A 15,532-nucleotide genomic window follows, 5' to 3' on the forward strand; every position below is an offset into this window, starting at 1 on the left:
AAAAAAATTTGGTTAGCATTCGGACAGCAATAGCGGAAATCCGGTGGAACGAGTCCGAACTTGGTCACCATTCTGACAAGAGAAGCGGAATTCTGGTGGAACAAGTCTTAAGCTGGCCATCATTCGGACAGCAGAAGCCGAAATCCAGTGGAACGAGTCCGAACTTGGTCACCATTCGGACAAGAGAAGCGGAATTCTGGTGGAACAAGTCCGAACTTGGCCATCATTCGGACAGCAATAGCGGAAATCCGGTGGAACGAGTCCGAACTTTGTCACCATTCGGACAGCAATAGCGGAAATCCGGTGGAACGAGTCCGAACTTTGCCACCATTCGGACAGCAGAAAGGGAAATCCATAGGAACAAGTCCGAAAACATGGGGTAAAATCATCTAATCATTTCTAGCTTAACTGCAAAATCTCTTCCAATGAACTTCTGACTTTATTTCGCACAGCCCCTTCCAAGGCTGGAATGATTCTATTACAATCATATTTAATAAAAGTAAAATGGAGGGGGCTAACAGCCTGCGATGACTGAGATAATTGTTTCTTTTAATCCGATATTAATATTCGTGGCCGTAATACTTACCATGATGGCTTCTTATACAGCATTAGATTTATTTACACTGATTAAATCATCTGAGAGAAACCAGAAATTTTTGTTCTTAGGCGGAACTTTTTCCCTTGGAATCGGGATATGGATTATGAACTTTATTGGCATGGTCGCCATCAACATAAGTGCTTCAGGAAGTTATAATATTCCGCTAACTTTATTGTCCATGGCTTTTGGCATTTCCTTTACCGGTATGGCTTTTAATACTGTAATCGACCGGCAGCTGAAAGCAGTCAATCTATTTGCGGGAAGCTTCTTTTTAACAATGGCGGTCCTATCTATCCATGTAACGGGAATGTTTGCTGTGGGGATGAATGTGCAGTTTGGCCCTATCATATTTTTCATTTCCGCACTGATCATTTTTGTTTCTTTTTTATTTTCACTATGGATGCTCTTTTATTCGAAAAGTCTTTCGAACTCCAGACCTTTCTGGATTAAGCCCTTAAGTGCACTCATTTTCACCGGAGCCATTGTGGAGGGTTATTTTCTGCTGATCCGATCGTCATCGTTCTATTCAAATGGAGAAATTAGCACGGGAGGAGGCTCACCGGAAACTTTTCTGATTTATCTTGTATTTTTTGCAGGGATTCTTATCCTGAGCGGGCTCATTGCTTCAAGCACTTTAATCAGCAAGCGGCTGGAAGCAAGCGACACCCGTTTACATGATATTCAGGCTGCGCTCGATGAATCCTCTATAGTGGCAATTACAGATCCAAAGGGCATCATCACTTATGTGAATGATAAATTTGTTGAGATATCTAAATATGAAGAACATGAACTGCTTGGCAAAAATCACAATATCTTAAATTCGGGTTTTCATCCTCCGGAATTTTTTCAAACTTTATGGAAAACAATTGGATCAGGGGAAATATGGAAAGGGGAAATACGCAATAAAGCAAAAGACGGAAGCTTTTATTGGGTTGAAACTACAATTGTTCCTTTTCTTAATAAAAAGAATAAACCCTATCAGTATGTTTCCATCCGGACAGATATATCGGCCTTGAAATCTGCTGAAGCCAGCCTTAAAAAATCTCTGAAAGAGGTAAACGATATTAAATTTGCGCTTGATCAATCTTCCATTATTGCCTTTACAGATGAAAAAGGAACCATAACCAATGTTAATGAGAAATTTTGTGAAATCTCTCAGTACAGCAGGGAAGAACTGATAGGACAGAATCACTCTATTTTAAATTCAGGACTTCATTCAAAAGAATTCTTTAAGAACCTATGGAAAACAATTGGCCTGGGAGAAGTATGGAAAGGGGAAATACGCAATAAAGCAAAAGACGGATCTTATTACTGGGTTCATACTACGATTGTGCCTTTCCTGAACGCAAGCGGAAAACCTTATCAATATTTAGCAATAAGAAACGATATATCAGAAAGAAAAAAAACAGAAGAAGTTTTGCATCGGCAGGACAAACTGGCAGCAGTTGGCCAGCTTGCTGCGGGGGTTGCCCATGAAATCCGCAATCCGCTCACAACCATGAAAGGATATACAGAATTCCTGCAGCTGGATGAGACAGATGAAGAGAGGCAGGAGTACTTAAGCATCATTTTAGATGAGATTGACCGGGTTAATAATATAGTAGAAGATTTTATGGTTCTCGCTAAGCCAAAAGCCGCAGAACTGGAAGAAAGGGATATCATACCAATTATTAAAAATGTCGTTTCTTTTTTGGAATTTGAAGCTCGAAAAAGAGACGTGAAAATTGGTTTCGAATATAAACAGGATATCATTCAGATTGAATGTGACGAAAATCGGCTAAAACAAGTCTTCCTTAATTTTATTAAAAATGGAATTGAAGCGATGCCTGATGGAGGATGCATCACCGTTAGAGCCGGAATCATCAATAACCAGGTTCAAATTGCAATTCAGGATACAGGTGTAGGAATCCCGCAGGAAAAACTGAAAAATATCGGAGAGCCTTTTTTTACAACCAAAAAAAATGGGAACGGCTTAGGCCTGATGGTCAGCTTTAAAATTATCGAAAGCCATAACGGAAAAGTATTTATCGAGAGTGAATTAAATAAAGGTACAACATTCAATATTGTTCTGCCTGCGAAATCTGCATAGTCAATCAAAAAGGATTGGCTTTTTTGTTAGAAATTAATTCCTGTCCTGTTTAATAATTGATGTTCCAATTTATAGGAAAAACATCATAACATTGGAGAGATTCCCATGATATCAAGGAAAAACATTCATTTCGTTTTTTAGAGCCCGTTTCTCTGAAATGTGTTTGTTATCGTTCTGTTATATGCGTAACCGGATTATTATCTGTTTGTTCTTTTTTAGTAAAGATTCCATGTTATTATTAACCCCGTTAGCTAAAAACGAGCTATACGGGAGGTTTTAACAACATGAAAAAATCAATTTTATCTTTTGTAGCTGCTGCGGCAATTACCGGAACAGCTGGTGCTAATGTACAAGCAGAAGAAGTGACAGTAAAAAAAGGCGATACACTTTGGGATTTTTCCCAAACATATAATACACCAGTTGACATGATAAAAGAATGGAATGGGCTGTCTTCTCATATCATCCATCCAGATGATGTACTTAATGTATATCCGGAAAAGAAATACATAGTATCAAAAGGCGATACACTTTGGGATATAGCAAGAGAACATAACGTCACAGCAGAGGCAATCAAAGAATGGAACAGCTTAAGCTCTGATCTAATTCTGCCGGACGATGAGTTAATCCTTTATCCGAATGCTAAAGCAGTTAATGCTGCAGTTTCTCCAATTAAGGAAGCTGAAGCCAAATCAGAAAAACCTGCAGAGACAGTTTCAGCTCCTGTGCAAAAGACTGAACAGCCTGCAGCAAATCAAACACAGTCAGCTGAGAAAGCTGCACAGCCAGTTGAAAAATCACAGCCTGCTCCGGAAGCAAAGCCAGCAGCATCAAATCCAGAACCAGCTAAACCTGCTGCGGAATCAAAGCCTGCATCTGAGACTGCCAAGCCTGCTGCGGAATCCCAGTCTGCTGCTGAGCCTCAAGCAGAAAAGCCGGCGGAAACTGCAAATGAAGAAAAAGCTCAAAAAGTGCTGAATATGGAAGCAACAGCCTACACGGCCAATTGTGAAGGCTGCTCAGGAATTACTGCTACAGGAATCAATTTAAAAGAAAATCCGGATCAAAAAGTAATCTCTGTGGATCCAAATGTGATACCTCTTGGAACTAAAGTCCATGTTGAAGGTTATGGTAATGCTGTCGCAGGTGATACTGGCGGAGCCATTAAAGGCAACAAGATCGATATCTTTATGCCTTCTCAGGAAGACGCCATTAATTTCGGCAGAAAAACAGTTAAAGTTACGATTCTAGATTAATACCAGAAAAGAAGGCACTTTACCGGGTGCCTTCTTTCTTTTACTCTTTATCATTCCTTTGTTTTGCTTTTTCCTCCTGATTTACAAAGAAACTGTGGACTGGTTTTGCCAGCAGCTTAATACTATTTTCAAAGCGTTCAGAAAGGTGGGAGGCCCTCTCGTAGACAGCCGATTTAAGATTGTCTACTTGCCTGCTGATTTTTTCTGTGATTGCTTCCTGTCGATCTAAGCGTTCCATTATCGACTTGCTTGCCTGTTCCTGTACACCAAGCTGTTTGTTTAATTCTTCTTTCATTTGCTCCTGTGTTTTAAACTTTTTCTCAGCTTCCTCTGAAAATGCAGTAAACTGCTGCTCTAAACGTTCCATTACGGTATTATGAAATACCTTCTGTACGTCAAGCTTTTTGCATAATTCTGCATTCATTTCTTCCTGTGCTTTAAAATTTGAAACAGCTTCCTCAGTAAAATCGTCAAATTTATCAAACTTTCGGGAAAGTGCCTGAGTTTCCGCTTCCTGGAATGATACATGTTCAAGTATCTTCTGATTTACCGGCTCTTCATTTTCAAGAGTTTCCAGTATTGCTTTATTTATTTCCTCCAATGCAGCCAGCCTTTTATTCAAAGTATCATTTTCCTTTTCGCGCTGGTTCATTATTTCCAGAAAACTCATTAAAAAAGCATCCTGCTTTTTAAGCTTAGCTGCCAAATGCTCAATATGATTATTTTGTTTACCAGCTGCTCTTTTTACGAGTTTACTCATGTCAGTAAAGGAATCATCGAGCTGATTTTTCATATTGTCATATGTTTCAGATAATCGGGTATTAACAGCTTGCTGTTCTTTCAAAACCTCCTGGAGATAGTTGAGGCGATAAGTACCCTGATTGGAAACAGTATCTGGATGGCTTAGATAAAGCTTAGGGAATACAGCCTCATTTGATTGTTTGGCCATAGGAACACTCCTCATTTTCACTTTTTTTATAGGCTATGCCAGCCCTTTTTGAGATGGATGGGCACTATCCTATAAAAGCCTAAACATTTGAAATTTGATATTGGTACACACAAATGAGCAGGATGCTCCCGCTCCCTGGAAAAAATTTCGTAAATCGCAATAAAAGTATTGCAAAAAATTCAAATAATAGGTAAATTATTAATTGTCAGTAAATTGGCAGTAAATGTCATGGATCTGACTACATAGGGGATCAACCAAAACTACCTCTAAAACAAAAAGAAGGAGAGGATCATTACATGAAGAAATTATCGTTCTTGCTTTCAGCAGCTGTACTGACACTAATGCTTGGAGCATGCTCAAACGAAGAAGCTTCTAAAGGGGAAGAAAAAGAAGAGCCGGCAGCAGAGGCGACAGAGACAGAGGCCGCTGATGAAGCGAAAGAAGTGCGCTCGGCTCTGCTAAACTATCAGGGAGAAGTGACAAAAGTAATCCGAAACACCGATGCAAACTTGACCGCTGAAGGTCAGGATCCGGCTGAAGCAGCTGCAGCTTTTGAAAAGGAAGCGAAAGCCGTGTCAGTACCAGAAGAATTAACAGACTACACTAAGGATATTGAAGCTGCAGTTGATAGCTTATCTCAATACTATGCTAAAAAAGCTGAGCTGGTAAAAGCAGGATCTGAGGACATGGCGGAAGCCGAGCCATTTAAAAAGGAGTATATCAATTCAATGACTAAAGTTTTTAAAGAAGTGGAACTATCTGCTCCTGCTTTCAACAGCGTTTTCCAATAAATGCAGCAAACAGCCCTATTCTCAAAGGAATAGGGCTGTTTGTATGTATTAAGGCACATCATGCCCCATTGAACTTTGAAGAATCTCAAACCACTGGTCCCTGTTAAGTTTGTAAGATAATGACCCGGCTGCACGTTCAACTCTTTCAATCTTGCCGGATCCGACAATTGGCATGATTCGGGCAGGATGATTTAATAGCCAGGCAAATAAAACTTCATCAATATCACTTGCCCCGATTTCCTCTGCGACTTTATGTAATGCTGCTCTAAGGCGTGCCGATTTTTCTTCAGTACCGCTAAAAATTTTGCCGCCGGCCAAAGGGGACCAGGCCATCGGAGCGATTCTTTTTTCCATGCACAGATTTAATGTGCCATCCTCATAATTCTCCAGATGATAAGCAGAAAGTTCAATTTGATTTGTAATCAGATTCATATCAAGGTATGACTGAAGCATTGTAAACTGATGGCTTTTAAAATTGGATACTCCAAAATGCCTTACCTTGCCGGCAGCCTTTAAAGCTGAAAATGCCTCAGCAACTTCTTCCGGATCCATAAAAGGATCGGGACGATGAATGAGCAAGGTATCTATGTAATCTGTTTTCAGATTTTGCAAAGACTTCTCAACCGAAGCAATAATATGGTTTTTTCCAGTATTGTAATGATGGGATTTATGCTCAGGGCGGTTTGGTGATTGGAGTACAATCCCGCATTTCGTTACAATTTCCATTTTTCCGCGGATCTCCGGCTTTTTCTCAAGAGCCCTTCCAAACAGGCTTTCACATGTATAGCTGCCATAAATATCGGCATGATCAAATGTCGTTATACCCAGCTCAAAGCACCTTTCTATTAAAGTGATTATTTCTTCATCTGAAACTTTCCAGTCAGCCAGTCTCCATAGACCATGTACTATTCTTGAAAACGACAGATCCTCTGCCATCTGCACTCTATCCAAACGTATCAGCTCCCAATTTTATTTGCATTGTTATTATCTCTAAAATTTCAAAGAATACCAAGTTAAAAGTTCAGCATCGCAAAGGGTACTGAACCGAATTAATCTTTCAGCATAAAAAAAAGAGGCAACTGATTTGTCGCCTCATTTTATCCGCATATTTTCTGCAGAGGTTCAACCATTTGCTCATGCAGAATCATAATTTTTGATGTGTAGGAACAATGCTCTTTATAGGCTGTTTGAAGTTCCTGATAAAAAGTGATTAATTCCTCAACGTTAGAAGTTATATCTTCATCAAAAATGCCTGAACGGCTGAGAAGGATATTCTCATATTTTTCAACAAGTTTTTTAGTTTTCTTTATCAATTTCCAGGCATCCTTCATACGAAATGCATCATTTAAATGGGAGTAGAATTCTATCAAGTCTTTTTGGAAAATATTCTTAAGTTCCTGGCTGAGTCTTTCAATAGGAGGGAGTTCATCTTCCTGAAATATAAACTGCTGCAGCATAATTAAATCAGTCTTTACATCCTGTTCTTCAAATGATTGATATATCCTTAAAGTATTATAAGCGTCAAACATGGGATGATGCGGTTCGCCGATAAAAGAAAGCTCATAGAATGACAATGCTTTTTCAACTGAAGCTGCAGTCCGGGAAGCTCTTTTTGTAAAAATAGCCTGAAAGTCGACATATCTTTTAGTAATTTTATCAATAGTTGCCTGCGGAAGATTATGCCTGAATGCATCGGCTTTCAATCTTAAGATGTCACTGGTTGACCAGGAATAAAATCTTGTTTTTTTTACTCCGCCGACCCAAAAGAGAAAATCTTTAAACACCTCAGAAAAGTCATCTGCTGTTTTGAGATCAGAGTCGGATATCCCCGTCAATTCCTTGCAGAATGGGCTTAGCGGTGAGTCCTGCTGCGGACGGATGAAGCTGTCAAATCCAGTAACCTTACCCGTTTCAAGTTCAAATTTTACAGCACCAAGGCGAATGGCCTCCATATCTTCAAAAAGCATACCATTTTTGCTGCATAGCATTTCAAAATCAAAAAAAATCAGCTGCTTTAGCTCGGCCATACGCCTTCACCCCTTTTCTAATATCCAGCTATCCAACAAGATATTATAAAGAATGACCGGCAAAAAAGGAAGGAACAGAATTATCCATGAAGATATGTATGGAGGGATTGAACTTTTTTCCCAGCCCAATGGCAAATCGGTTTACGATTTCTATTGAAACGTTTACACTTAAAGGGTACATAGTTTTAGTCGCAAATATGATTGCGATAGTTCTTGTAAAATTATTGAACTTGAAAGGATGGATGAACGTTGGGTATTTCTTTATCGAAAGGGCAGAAAATTGATTTAACAAAAACTAATCCTGGGTTGTCTAATGTAATAGTTGGACTCGGCTGGGATACGAATAAATATGATGGAGGATTGGACTTTGACCTTGATGCCAGTGTATTTTTATTAGATGCAAACGGCAAGTGTGCATCTGATAAAGATTTTATTTTCTACAACCAGCTTGAAGGCGGCAACGGTTCGGTCCTGCATACAGGAGATAACAGAACAGGTGAGGGAGATGGTGATGACGAGCAAGTCAAAGTTAACCTTAGCGCTGTTCCTGCTTCCATTGAGAAGATTTCCTTTGTCATTACGATTCATGATGGCGAGGGCCGCGGTCAAAATTTTGGACAGGTTTCCAATGCATTTGCAAGAATCATTAATGAAGAAACAAATGAAGAATTAATCCGTTATGATTTAGGAGAAGACTTCTCCATTGAAACGGCCATTGTTGTGGGCGAATTATACCGTCATAATGGAGAATGGAAATTTTCTGCCGTTGGTTCAGGCTATCAGGGAGGACTTGCCCGTATTGCGACTGACTTCGGTCTGCAGATAGGTTAAGTTTCATTATTGCCAGGCAGAGCAGCCGCTTTTCCTGGCTTCCTCTTTAGGGTAAATTCCCCACATATCAATGATCTGTCGTGAAAAAAGGATTTGTGTTATGAAGGAGTGATTATCTTGGGTATTCAATTATCAAAAGGTCAAAGAATTGATCTGACTAAAACAAATCCTGGCCTGACTAAAGCCATTATCGGACTGGGCTGGGATACGAACAGATATAGCGGCGGACATGATTTCGACCTTGACGCCTCTGCATTTCTTGCTGATGACACCAGTAAATGTGTAAACGATCATGATTTTATTTTCTATAATAATCTGCAGCATCCAAGCGGAGCAGTTATACATACAGGAGACAACCGTACAGGTGAAGGAGACGGCGACGATGAGCAGCTTGTTGTCGACTTTACCAAAATACCTTCACATGTCCATCGTATTGGCATAACTGTTACGATTCATGATGCAGAATCAAGGCAGCAAAATTTCGGCCAGGTTTCCAATGCATTCGTAAGATTAGTGGATGAATCCAATAATCAGGAGCTGCTGCGTTTTGATCTTGGAGAGGATTTTTCCATTGAAACAGCAGTGGTTTTCTGTGAATTATACCGCCATGGGAATGACTGGAAGTTCAATGCCATTGGCAGCGGCTTCTCAGGCGGTTTGGCAGCTCTTTGCCGCAACTATGGACTGCAGGTTTAATTTTTTCTTTCTGGCACCCAAATGGTTTTGGGTGCCTTTTTGTTTATCAAGCGAGATCCCCCGGCCCATTCAATTGGGTAATAATCCCATACTTAATAAATAGCGAATGGGCAAAATAGGTGTGAGAAAAACCTTGAGAGGAAGGGATGCAGCATGTCACTTGAATGGTTTGACAGAGTAAGCGGTGAGTTGCAGGACCATCTTGAATCGATTTGCAGTAAATATGATCAGATTGGCCATATGTCGATTGACCGGGGTGCCAAGCATCCCAGAATGGAGTTTTTTATTGAAACCAGTGATAATGATAGAGAATATTTTTGCACACTTTTCTTTGATCCGCATAATGAAGAATTCTATGTAGAAGACTTTGATTTTGAACTTGGACATACTTCGAAAACGATGCTTTTTGATATTGAAGACATCATCGATACAGTCCACGAAAGCCTTCACGATTATATGAATGTTGAAGATGAGGATCATTTTGAATTTGAAGATGAGGAAGAAATATATGTTTCAGAAGAGGAAGATTTCGACATTGCCGCCGAATATGCTTTTGACGGCGAAGGTGATGTCTTTGAAGAAGTTGATGTAGAGTGGGAAACTCCTGAAGTAACTGCCTTTTTCAAGGAAGACGAAGTGGAGGTATCCTATCAGTTTGGAGTGGTGCAGGAAACCGGTGATGGAGTCCTTCGCAGAGTTAATCGCATTTGGACCGATGACGAAGAAATGATCAAAGATGAAGATCACTTTATCTTCAGCAAAGAAGAGGCAAGCACAATCATTGCAATGATTGCCAGCCACATGGATTCCCTGAGCGGGCATGAAGCGGATTATCAGTAATGATTTAATGCGAAATGAGAAAGTGGCTATCAAGAATTCTTGAAGCCACTTGTTTTTTGTGCTAACTAAAATGCCTCCTTCATCCAGCGATCAGTCCCCGGATAAACTTAAAAACCATTTTAATATTGGGCTGGATTTCTCAGTTGGTACTATTCAGGCTTGCCCCCCCCATAAACTGTTTAAAAGCAAGTGAAAAGAGGTGCATTATGGGGATTCATATCGTTCAGGCAGGCGATAGCCTTTGGACCATTTCTCAAAGGTATAAGGTTCCTATCCAGGATATAAGAACGGCTAATGGCCTTGAGAATGGACCTGGTATCATCCCTGGTTTAGCGCTATACATTCCGGTAAGCGGACCAGTTATCAGGTCTTATCTTGTAAAGCCGGGAGATACATTATGGAGCATTTCCCAGCGTTATCAAACTACAATTAATGCTATACTGTCAGCAAACCCGGAGATAAGGCCGGAGGGGCTATATATCGGACAGAGGATAAATATTCCATCACCAAGCAGATTAGTAATGGAAACATTAGGGTTCATAGTCCCGTATTCTCCTGATATTTTTTTACCCGCTTTCAGGGAAACAGCAAAGTACTTAACCTACATCGCCATTTCTGCCTATTCTTTAACAAGGGAAGGTTACGCATATATTGAATTGGACGATACAGCTATATTGGCAGAAAGCCGCCGGCTGAATGTCATTCCGCTGCTGATGATCAGAAATCTTGCACAAGGTGAATTTAATGCAGAACTGATTGGCGGGGTGCTTGAAAGTCCGGCAAATAGGAGGAACTTAATCTTAAGCCTGATAAATTTTGTCACTCAAAAAGGATATGGAGGCATCAGTCTTGATTTTGAATTTATCCCGCCATTAAGGCGCCAGGATTTCAATTCATTCATTAAAGAATTAAAGAATGCCTTAGGGCCAAAAGTTCTTCATGTCAATGTACATGCTAAGACTGAAGATATCCCGGCAAACCGGATAATAGGGGCATATGATTATAAAGCAATTGGAGAGGGTGCCGATATTGTTGCAGTCATGACCATGGACTATGGTTATCCCACCGGTCCTCCTAATCCCGTCGCTCCACTATGGTGGGTGGAAGAAGTCATTAAATATTCGATCACCCAGATTGACCCGAAAAAACTGCAAATAGCTTTGCCATTATATGGATATGACTGGAGAACAGCGGATAATCTAACCCGCTCATTTTCCATGCAAGCCATTCAGAATTTATCTATAAGCAGAGGAGCAATTATTCAATTCGATGCTTATGCAGCATCCCCATGGTTCCGATATTGGAACGGAGAAGAAGAACATGTGGTCTGGTTTGAAGATATCCGCAGCATTACAGAAAAATATAAATTAATTGACCAGTATAATCTTTTAGGGATGACATACTGGCAAATAAGCTTGCGTTTTCCGCAGAACTGGGCATTTGCGGATAAAAATTTTACTATTCTATAGTGCTTTTCTAAAGAAGCTCCTTCATTTCCTCTTCAAAATAAAACATTTTTGGTTTTTCTTTAATTGTATATGTGTATTTCTTCATTTTCGCCACATAACAGGTTTTGTTGATCGTAACTTTCTCTCCCGTGTCAATCAGAATCACAATATCATTATGCTCAAACTTATTTCTGCGCTTCACGCTGATCCCTCTTTCTTTAACATATAAAGTGTTATTAACACATTATCTCATACTTCTGCGGAATTAACCCTATTGACTTTGGTGGAACCATGCAGGTTCCATCATTTCTTTTGCATATCGGCAAGTAAATGATATATTAGTTTAATTGAATACCATAGTGAACAAAGGAAGATACAAAATGACATCAACACTTGGCTTTATAAGAGAGTGGCAAAAAGCCATTCAGGCTGAGATCTTACATTTAAAAAAATATGGGAGCTCCCGCTACTTAATGTTAAATGGGCAGCTGCTTTCAAAATCAGATGCATATACTTATTTTTTCGATACACCTTCTGCCATTAAAATTCCAACTGGATCTTCCATAAAAATCGAATGGGGAAGAAAGAGGGTGGAAGGAAGAATCCTTTCTGCGGAAGGAAATAATGTCATAGTGGCTTTAGAAGAGGATATTGGAATCGATCTATCGGAAGCATATTTGCTTCATGATCCCTGGGAGCTGTTGGATCAGCTTTTTCAGCGCTTAGAGGACATAAAAGACAGCAAAAGAAAAAGAAATAGAATAAAAAAATTGATGGATCCTTCCATGCCTCCCCAACACCCTGCCGAAAAGGTAAAGACTGGTGCCCATGAATTGATATTGCGTTCTAAATATAATCCAGTCACATATGTCTGGGGTCCGCCGGGCACAGGAAAAACCTATGCACTTGCACGTGTGGCCGCCAACAAATACTTTAAAGGTCAAAGTGTTCTCATTCTGGCCCACTCAAATCAAGCAATAGATGTCCTTATGGCAGAGATTTCATCCTTTGCATCATGCAAACGAAAAATTCCTGATGGGGATCTGCTTCGTTACGGGTCACAAATCGGTCCGGCACTATTCGATCATTCTTCATTAACAGCCGAATATCTTCTAAATAAGCAGCATTCTAATCTCTCGGACCAAAAAGCTGCTCTATTTGAGGAACGCCGCTTGCTTAAACAGGATTTATCCCGATCCTTCAGCAAGAGAGATTCCGATCATCTTATTGAAATAGAAAAGAAGCTGTCTGGAGTACTTGAAAAAATCAGGCAAAAGGAAATAGAGTTTGTAAAAAATGCTTCTATTATAGGAGCAACACTGGCAAAAACAGCAAGCGATCCGGCAATATACGAGAAAAATTTTGATTTAGTCATCATCGATGAATCCAGCATGGCTTATGTTCCACAGGCTGCCTTTGCAGCTTCACTTGGCAAAAGAGTCATCATTTGCGGGGATTTTAAACAGCTTCCTCCTATTGCTGCTTCAAAACATAAATTGTCGGAAAAATGGCTAAGAGAAGATATCTTTCATCACTCTGGTGTGTCTGACGCAGTCAAGGATGGTCACTTACATCCGCACCTTTTTCTATTAAAAGAGCAGCGACGTATGCACCCGGACATTTCAGCTTTTTCGAATAAACATATCTACCATTCACTTGTAGGTGACCATCCGGATGTTCTTGCAGCAAGATCTGATATCGCTTCCTGTACGCCTTTTCCCGGCAAAGCCTCGATCCTGCTTAATACAGCTGGATCAGGTGAATATGGCATAAAAGATGGCAGCTCGAATTCAAGAATCAATTTATGGGATCTTTTGCTGGGATTTCAGCTGATACATGAAGCTTATGCAGGAGGAAGCAGGTCCATAGGTTATGTCACTCCTTATCGTGCACAGGCATTATTAATGGAACAGCTTCTGGTTGAGCTTTATGGGGAAGAAAGAACTGCTGCTGATATTATTGCTGCAACGGTTCACCGTTTTCAGGGAAGTGAACGGGATGTCATGATTTTTGACTCTGTCGATGCTCCGCCCCATGACAGAGCTGGAATGCTATTAGTTGGGAAAGAAAGCGAAAGACTTATGAATGTTGCCATAACGAGAACCAAGGGTAAATTTATTCATATTTGCGATTTAGAATTTATACAGAACAAGGTATATAAAAACAAAACATGGCGGAAGCTTGCGGACCATCAGCTGCACAATGGACAGGCCATTCATCCTGATCAGATTGGCAGGTGGATCAAAAATCAGCATCCACGCCTGCAATGGATGCATGCAAAAAAGCTGGAAAAAGTGTTTGAGGATATTTCCAAAGCCAGAAAGGAGATTATCATTTCCCTGCCTAATGGCAAACAATTGGGGAACGAGTGGGGGCAGGCTTTTTCCAAAAGAGGTTCGCAAACAAAGCTTACCATCCTTACCGAGCATTCTATCCCTTCCGGTGATCCTGATAAGATATTGCCAAAAGGCTTCCCATTCCCTTGCATATTAATTGACGGACATATTTTGTGGCTTGGCATGCCGGCCGAGGCCCATAAAAACGCACGGCCCCCCTATGTAGCTGCAAGGCTTCAGTCAGCTGCTGCAGGGTCGTATCTTTCATCTCAATTAAAATAAGAAAAGCGCAAGCAGCCCACTAAAGGATCGCAGACTAAGAACGCCACGTCCTGTGGCAAGGTCTGCATGATCCCCATCCTGGGGCCTCCTCGAGGAGGGTAGGCTGTTTGCGCTTGACAGTTATCTAACTGCGGAATTTTTACATTCTTATCCAATAAAAAAGACGCCCCAGAGAGGCGTCTTTTTATACGTATTGCGGCGACCCGACTGCACTCCACATAGTGCATTGCCAATAAGGCTTGTCTGTCGTCTTATGCAATTAGCTCATCGCTTTACTAATATAGCATTATTCTATAAAGAAAACAAGTGTTTATTGTGCGCTTCCGTTGCATTCCTTTCATTGTTCAATCAAAATATACCTAAAATACATTGATTAGGGTTGTGATCATATGAATATGAAACCATTAAAAGGTCAGCATCATGTCTCTGCCATAACAGCCAATGCTCAGAAGAACTATGAGTTTTACACCAGAATCCTTGGAATGCGGCTTGTAAAAAAGACTGTAAACCAGGATGATACCACAATGTATCATTTATTTTACGCAGATGAAAGGGGTAACCCTGGTACTGACTTAACTTTCTTTGAAATCAAAAATGCTGGCCGCACTTACAGGGGGACAGACAGTATAACTTGTACTTTTCTGCGTGTGCCATCTGATGAATCGCTTCTTTATTGGAAAAAGAGGCTGTCAGAACAAGATGTTTTACATGAAGAAATAAGAGAAGCAAACGGAAAGAAGATGCTGTTCTTTGAAGACTTCGAAGGCCAGCGTTTGGCCCTGATTTCTGATCAAAATAATAAAGGAGTAAAAGGCGGGAAGCCATGGGATCGAGCTGCCGTTCCTCCCAGCCACGGAATAATTGGGCTTGGACCCGTAATGCTCACCGTTTCTGAGCTTGAACCCACCACAAATCTGCTTACAGAAGTAATGGAATATCGGAGAATAGGAGAATATTCTTTGGATGAAGATACTGTAACTGTATTTGAAACCGGTGAAGGCGGAAACGGGGCAGAAATCCATATTAAAGAACAGGTTGACTTGCCGCAGCAGCGTCCAGGCCGGGGGAGTGTCCACCATGTTGCTTTTCGGGTGGAAACTGAAGAGGAATTAAGAAACTGGGTACGAAAACTGAAAAAATGGAGGATTGCCAGCTCTGGTTTTGTAGACAGGTATTATTTCAAATCTTTATATTTCCGGGAACCGAACGGGATTCTTTTTGAGCTGGCAACAGACGGACCTGGATTCGAAGCAGATGAACCTTTCGAGCAATTGGGAGAAAAGCTTGCACTTCCTCCTTATATTGAAGACAGGCGGGAAGAAATCGAGGCAAACATAAAGCTGCTGAATACGAAAAATTAAATAAATGGTGTAAGAGGATGAACCGAAGTGT

The 15,532-nt window shown here is 40.6% G+C and carries 14 protein-coding genes; 10 read left to right on the forward strand and 4 right to left on the reverse strand.

Annotated features, from left to right (window positions below; all coding sequences use genetic code 11):
- The first annotated feature begins 8 nt into the window (after positions 1-8).
- The 3 genes from JI665_RS12730 (at position 9) to JI665_RS12740 (ending at position 3,940) form a co-directional block, all read left to right on the forward strand.
- Positions 9-293 carry a hypothetical protein gene (locus JI665_RS12730; RefSeq protein WP_206839800.1) on the forward strand — a complete coding sequence of 95 codons (285 nt, stop codon included), beginning with the start codon at positions 9-11 and terminating at the stop codon, positions 291-293.
- A gap of 234 nt (positions 294-527) precedes the next feature.
- Positions 528-2,687 (forward strand): PAS domain S-box protein, encoded by a 2,160-nt coding sequence (locus tag JI665_RS12735; RefSeq protein ID WP_206839801.1) that lies wholly within the window; start codon positions 528-530, stop codon positions 2,685-2,687.
- Between the two features lie 284 nt (positions 2,688-2,971).
- Positions 2,972-3,940 carry a LysM peptidoglycan-binding domain-containing protein gene (locus JI665_RS12740; protein ID WP_206839802.1) on the forward strand — a complete coding sequence of 323 codons (969 nt, stop codon included), beginning with the start codon at positions 2,972-2,974 and terminating at the stop codon, positions 3,938-3,940.
- A 40-nt stretch (positions 3,941-3,980) separates the two neighbouring features.
- Here JI665_RS12740 and JI665_RS12745 read toward each other — a convergent pair whose 3' ends face one another.
- Positions 3,981-4,889, reverse strand: a complete 909-nt coding sequence (locus JI665_RS12745) for a hypothetical protein (RefSeq protein WP_206839803.1) — start codon at positions 4,887-4,889, stop codon at positions 3,981-3,983.
- Between the two features lie 296 nt (positions 4,890-5,185).
- On the opposite strand from JI665_RS12745, the gene JI665_RS12750 reads away from it, so the two are divergent.
- On the forward strand, positions 5,186-5,680 hold the full coding sequence (locus tag JI665_RS12750) for a hypothetical protein (protein ID WP_206839804.1): 495 nt from the start codon (positions 5,186-5,188) through the stop codon (positions 5,678-5,680).
- 48 nt (positions 5,681-5,728) lie between these two features.
- Here JI665_RS12750 and JI665_RS12755 read toward each other — a convergent pair whose 3' ends face one another.
- Both JI665_RS12755 and JI665_RS12760 read right to left on the reverse strand, forming a co-directional pair.
- Positions 5,729-6,631, reverse strand: coding sequence for an aldo/keto reductase (locus tag JI665_RS12755; RefSeq protein WP_206839805.1), 903 nt, complete (start codon positions 6,629-6,631; stop codon positions 5,729-5,731).
- 146 nt (positions 6,632-6,777) lie between these two features.
- Complete coding sequence (locus JI665_RS12760) at positions 6,778-7,707, reverse strand: 3'-5' exonuclease (protein WP_206839806.1); 930 nt, start codon at positions 7,705-7,707, stop codon at positions 6,778-6,780.
- 249 nt (positions 7,708-7,956) lie between these two features.
- Here JI665_RS12760 and JI665_RS12765 point away from each other — a divergent pair, with 249 nt between their 5' ends.
- From JI665_RS12765 to JI665_RS12780, 4 genes are all read left to right on the forward strand, one after another.
- A complete protein-coding gene (locus tag JI665_RS12765) occupies positions 7,957-8,538 on the forward strand; it encodes a TerD family protein (RefSeq protein ID WP_206839807.1) in 582 nt (193 codons plus the stop codon).
- Positions 8,539-8,655: 117 nt separating this feature from the next.
- Positions 8,656-9,234, forward strand: a complete 579-nt coding sequence (locus JI665_RS12770) for a TerD family protein (protein ID WP_206839808.1) — start codon at positions 8,656-8,658, stop codon at positions 9,232-9,234.
- A 153-nt stretch (positions 9,235-9,387) separates the two neighbouring features.
- Positions 9,388-10,074 carry a hypothetical protein gene (locus JI665_RS12775; RefSeq protein ID WP_206839809.1) on the forward strand — a complete coding sequence of 229 codons (687 nt, stop codon included), beginning with the start codon at positions 9,388-9,390 and terminating at the stop codon, positions 10,072-10,074.
- Positions 10,075-10,280: 206 nt separating this feature from the next.
- Entirely contained in the window at positions 10,281-11,543 is a 1,263-nt protein-coding gene (locus tag JI665_RS12780) for a glycosyl hydrolase family 18 protein (protein WP_206839810.1), read from the forward strand.
- Positions 11,544-11,550: 7 nt separating this feature from the next.
- Here JI665_RS12780 and JI665_RS12785 read toward each other — a convergent pair whose 3' ends face one another.
- A complete protein-coding gene (locus JI665_RS12785; protein ID WP_019379882.1) occupies positions 11,551-11,724 on the reverse strand; it encodes a hypothetical protein in 174 nt (57 codons plus the stop codon).
- A 178-nt stretch (positions 11,725-11,902) separates the two neighbouring features.
- Here JI665_RS12785 and JI665_RS12790 point away from each other — a divergent pair, with 178 nt between their 5' ends.
- Together JI665_RS12790 and JI665_RS12795 are read left to right on the forward strand one after the other, a co-directional pair.
- Complete coding sequence (locus tag JI665_RS12790) at positions 11,903-14,140, forward strand: DEAD/DEAH box helicase (RefSeq protein ID WP_206839811.1); 2,238 nt, start codon at positions 11,903-11,905, stop codon at positions 14,138-14,140.
- 389 nt (positions 14,141-14,529) lie between these two features.
- Complete coding sequence (locus JI665_RS12795) at positions 14,530-15,501, forward strand: ring-cleaving dioxygenase (protein ID WP_206839812.1); 972 nt, start codon at positions 14,530-14,532, stop codon at positions 15,499-15,501.
- The last annotated feature ends 31 nt before the right edge of the window (positions 15,502-15,532 follow it).

This window comes from Bacillus sp. NTK034 (genome assembly GCF_017303275.1).
GTDB lineage: Bacteria > Bacillota > Bacilli > Bacillales > Cytobacillaceae > Cytobacillus.

Coding starts and splice junctions, on each gene's coding strand:
- JI665_RS12735 (WP_206839801.1), top strand. CDS start 528: ATGACTGAGATAATTGTTTCTTTTAATCCGATATTAATATTCGTGGCC.
- JI665_RS12740 (WP_206839802.1), top strand. CDS start 2,972: ATGAAAAAATCAATTTTATCTTTTGTAGCTGCTGCGGCAATTACCGGA.
- JI665_RS12745 (WP_206839803.1), bottom strand. CDS start 4,889: ATGGCCAAACAATCAAATGAGGCTGTATTCCCTAAGCTTTATCTAAGC.
- JI665_RS12750 (WP_206839804.1), top strand. CDS start 5,186: ATGAAGAAATTATCGTTCTTGCTTTCAGCAGCTGTACTGACACTAATG.
- JI665_RS12760 (WP_206839806.1), bottom strand. CDS start 7,707: ATGGCCGAGCTAAAGCAGCTGATTTTTTTTGATTTTGAAATGCTATGC.
- JI665_RS12775 (WP_206839809.1), top strand. CDS start 9,388: ATGTCACTTGAATGGTTTGACAGAGTAAGCGGTGAGTTGCAGGACCAT.
- JI665_RS12780 (WP_206839810.1), top strand. CDS start 10,281: ATGGGGATTCATATCGTTCAGGCAGGCGATAGCCTTTGGACCATTTCT.
- JI665_RS12790 (WP_206839811.1), top strand. CDS start 11,903: ATGACATCAACACTTGGCTTTATAAGAGAGTGGCAAAAAGCCATTCAG.
- JI665_RS12795 (WP_206839812.1), top strand. CDS start 14,530: ATGAATATGAAACCATTAAAAGGTCAGCATCATGTCTCTGCCATAACA.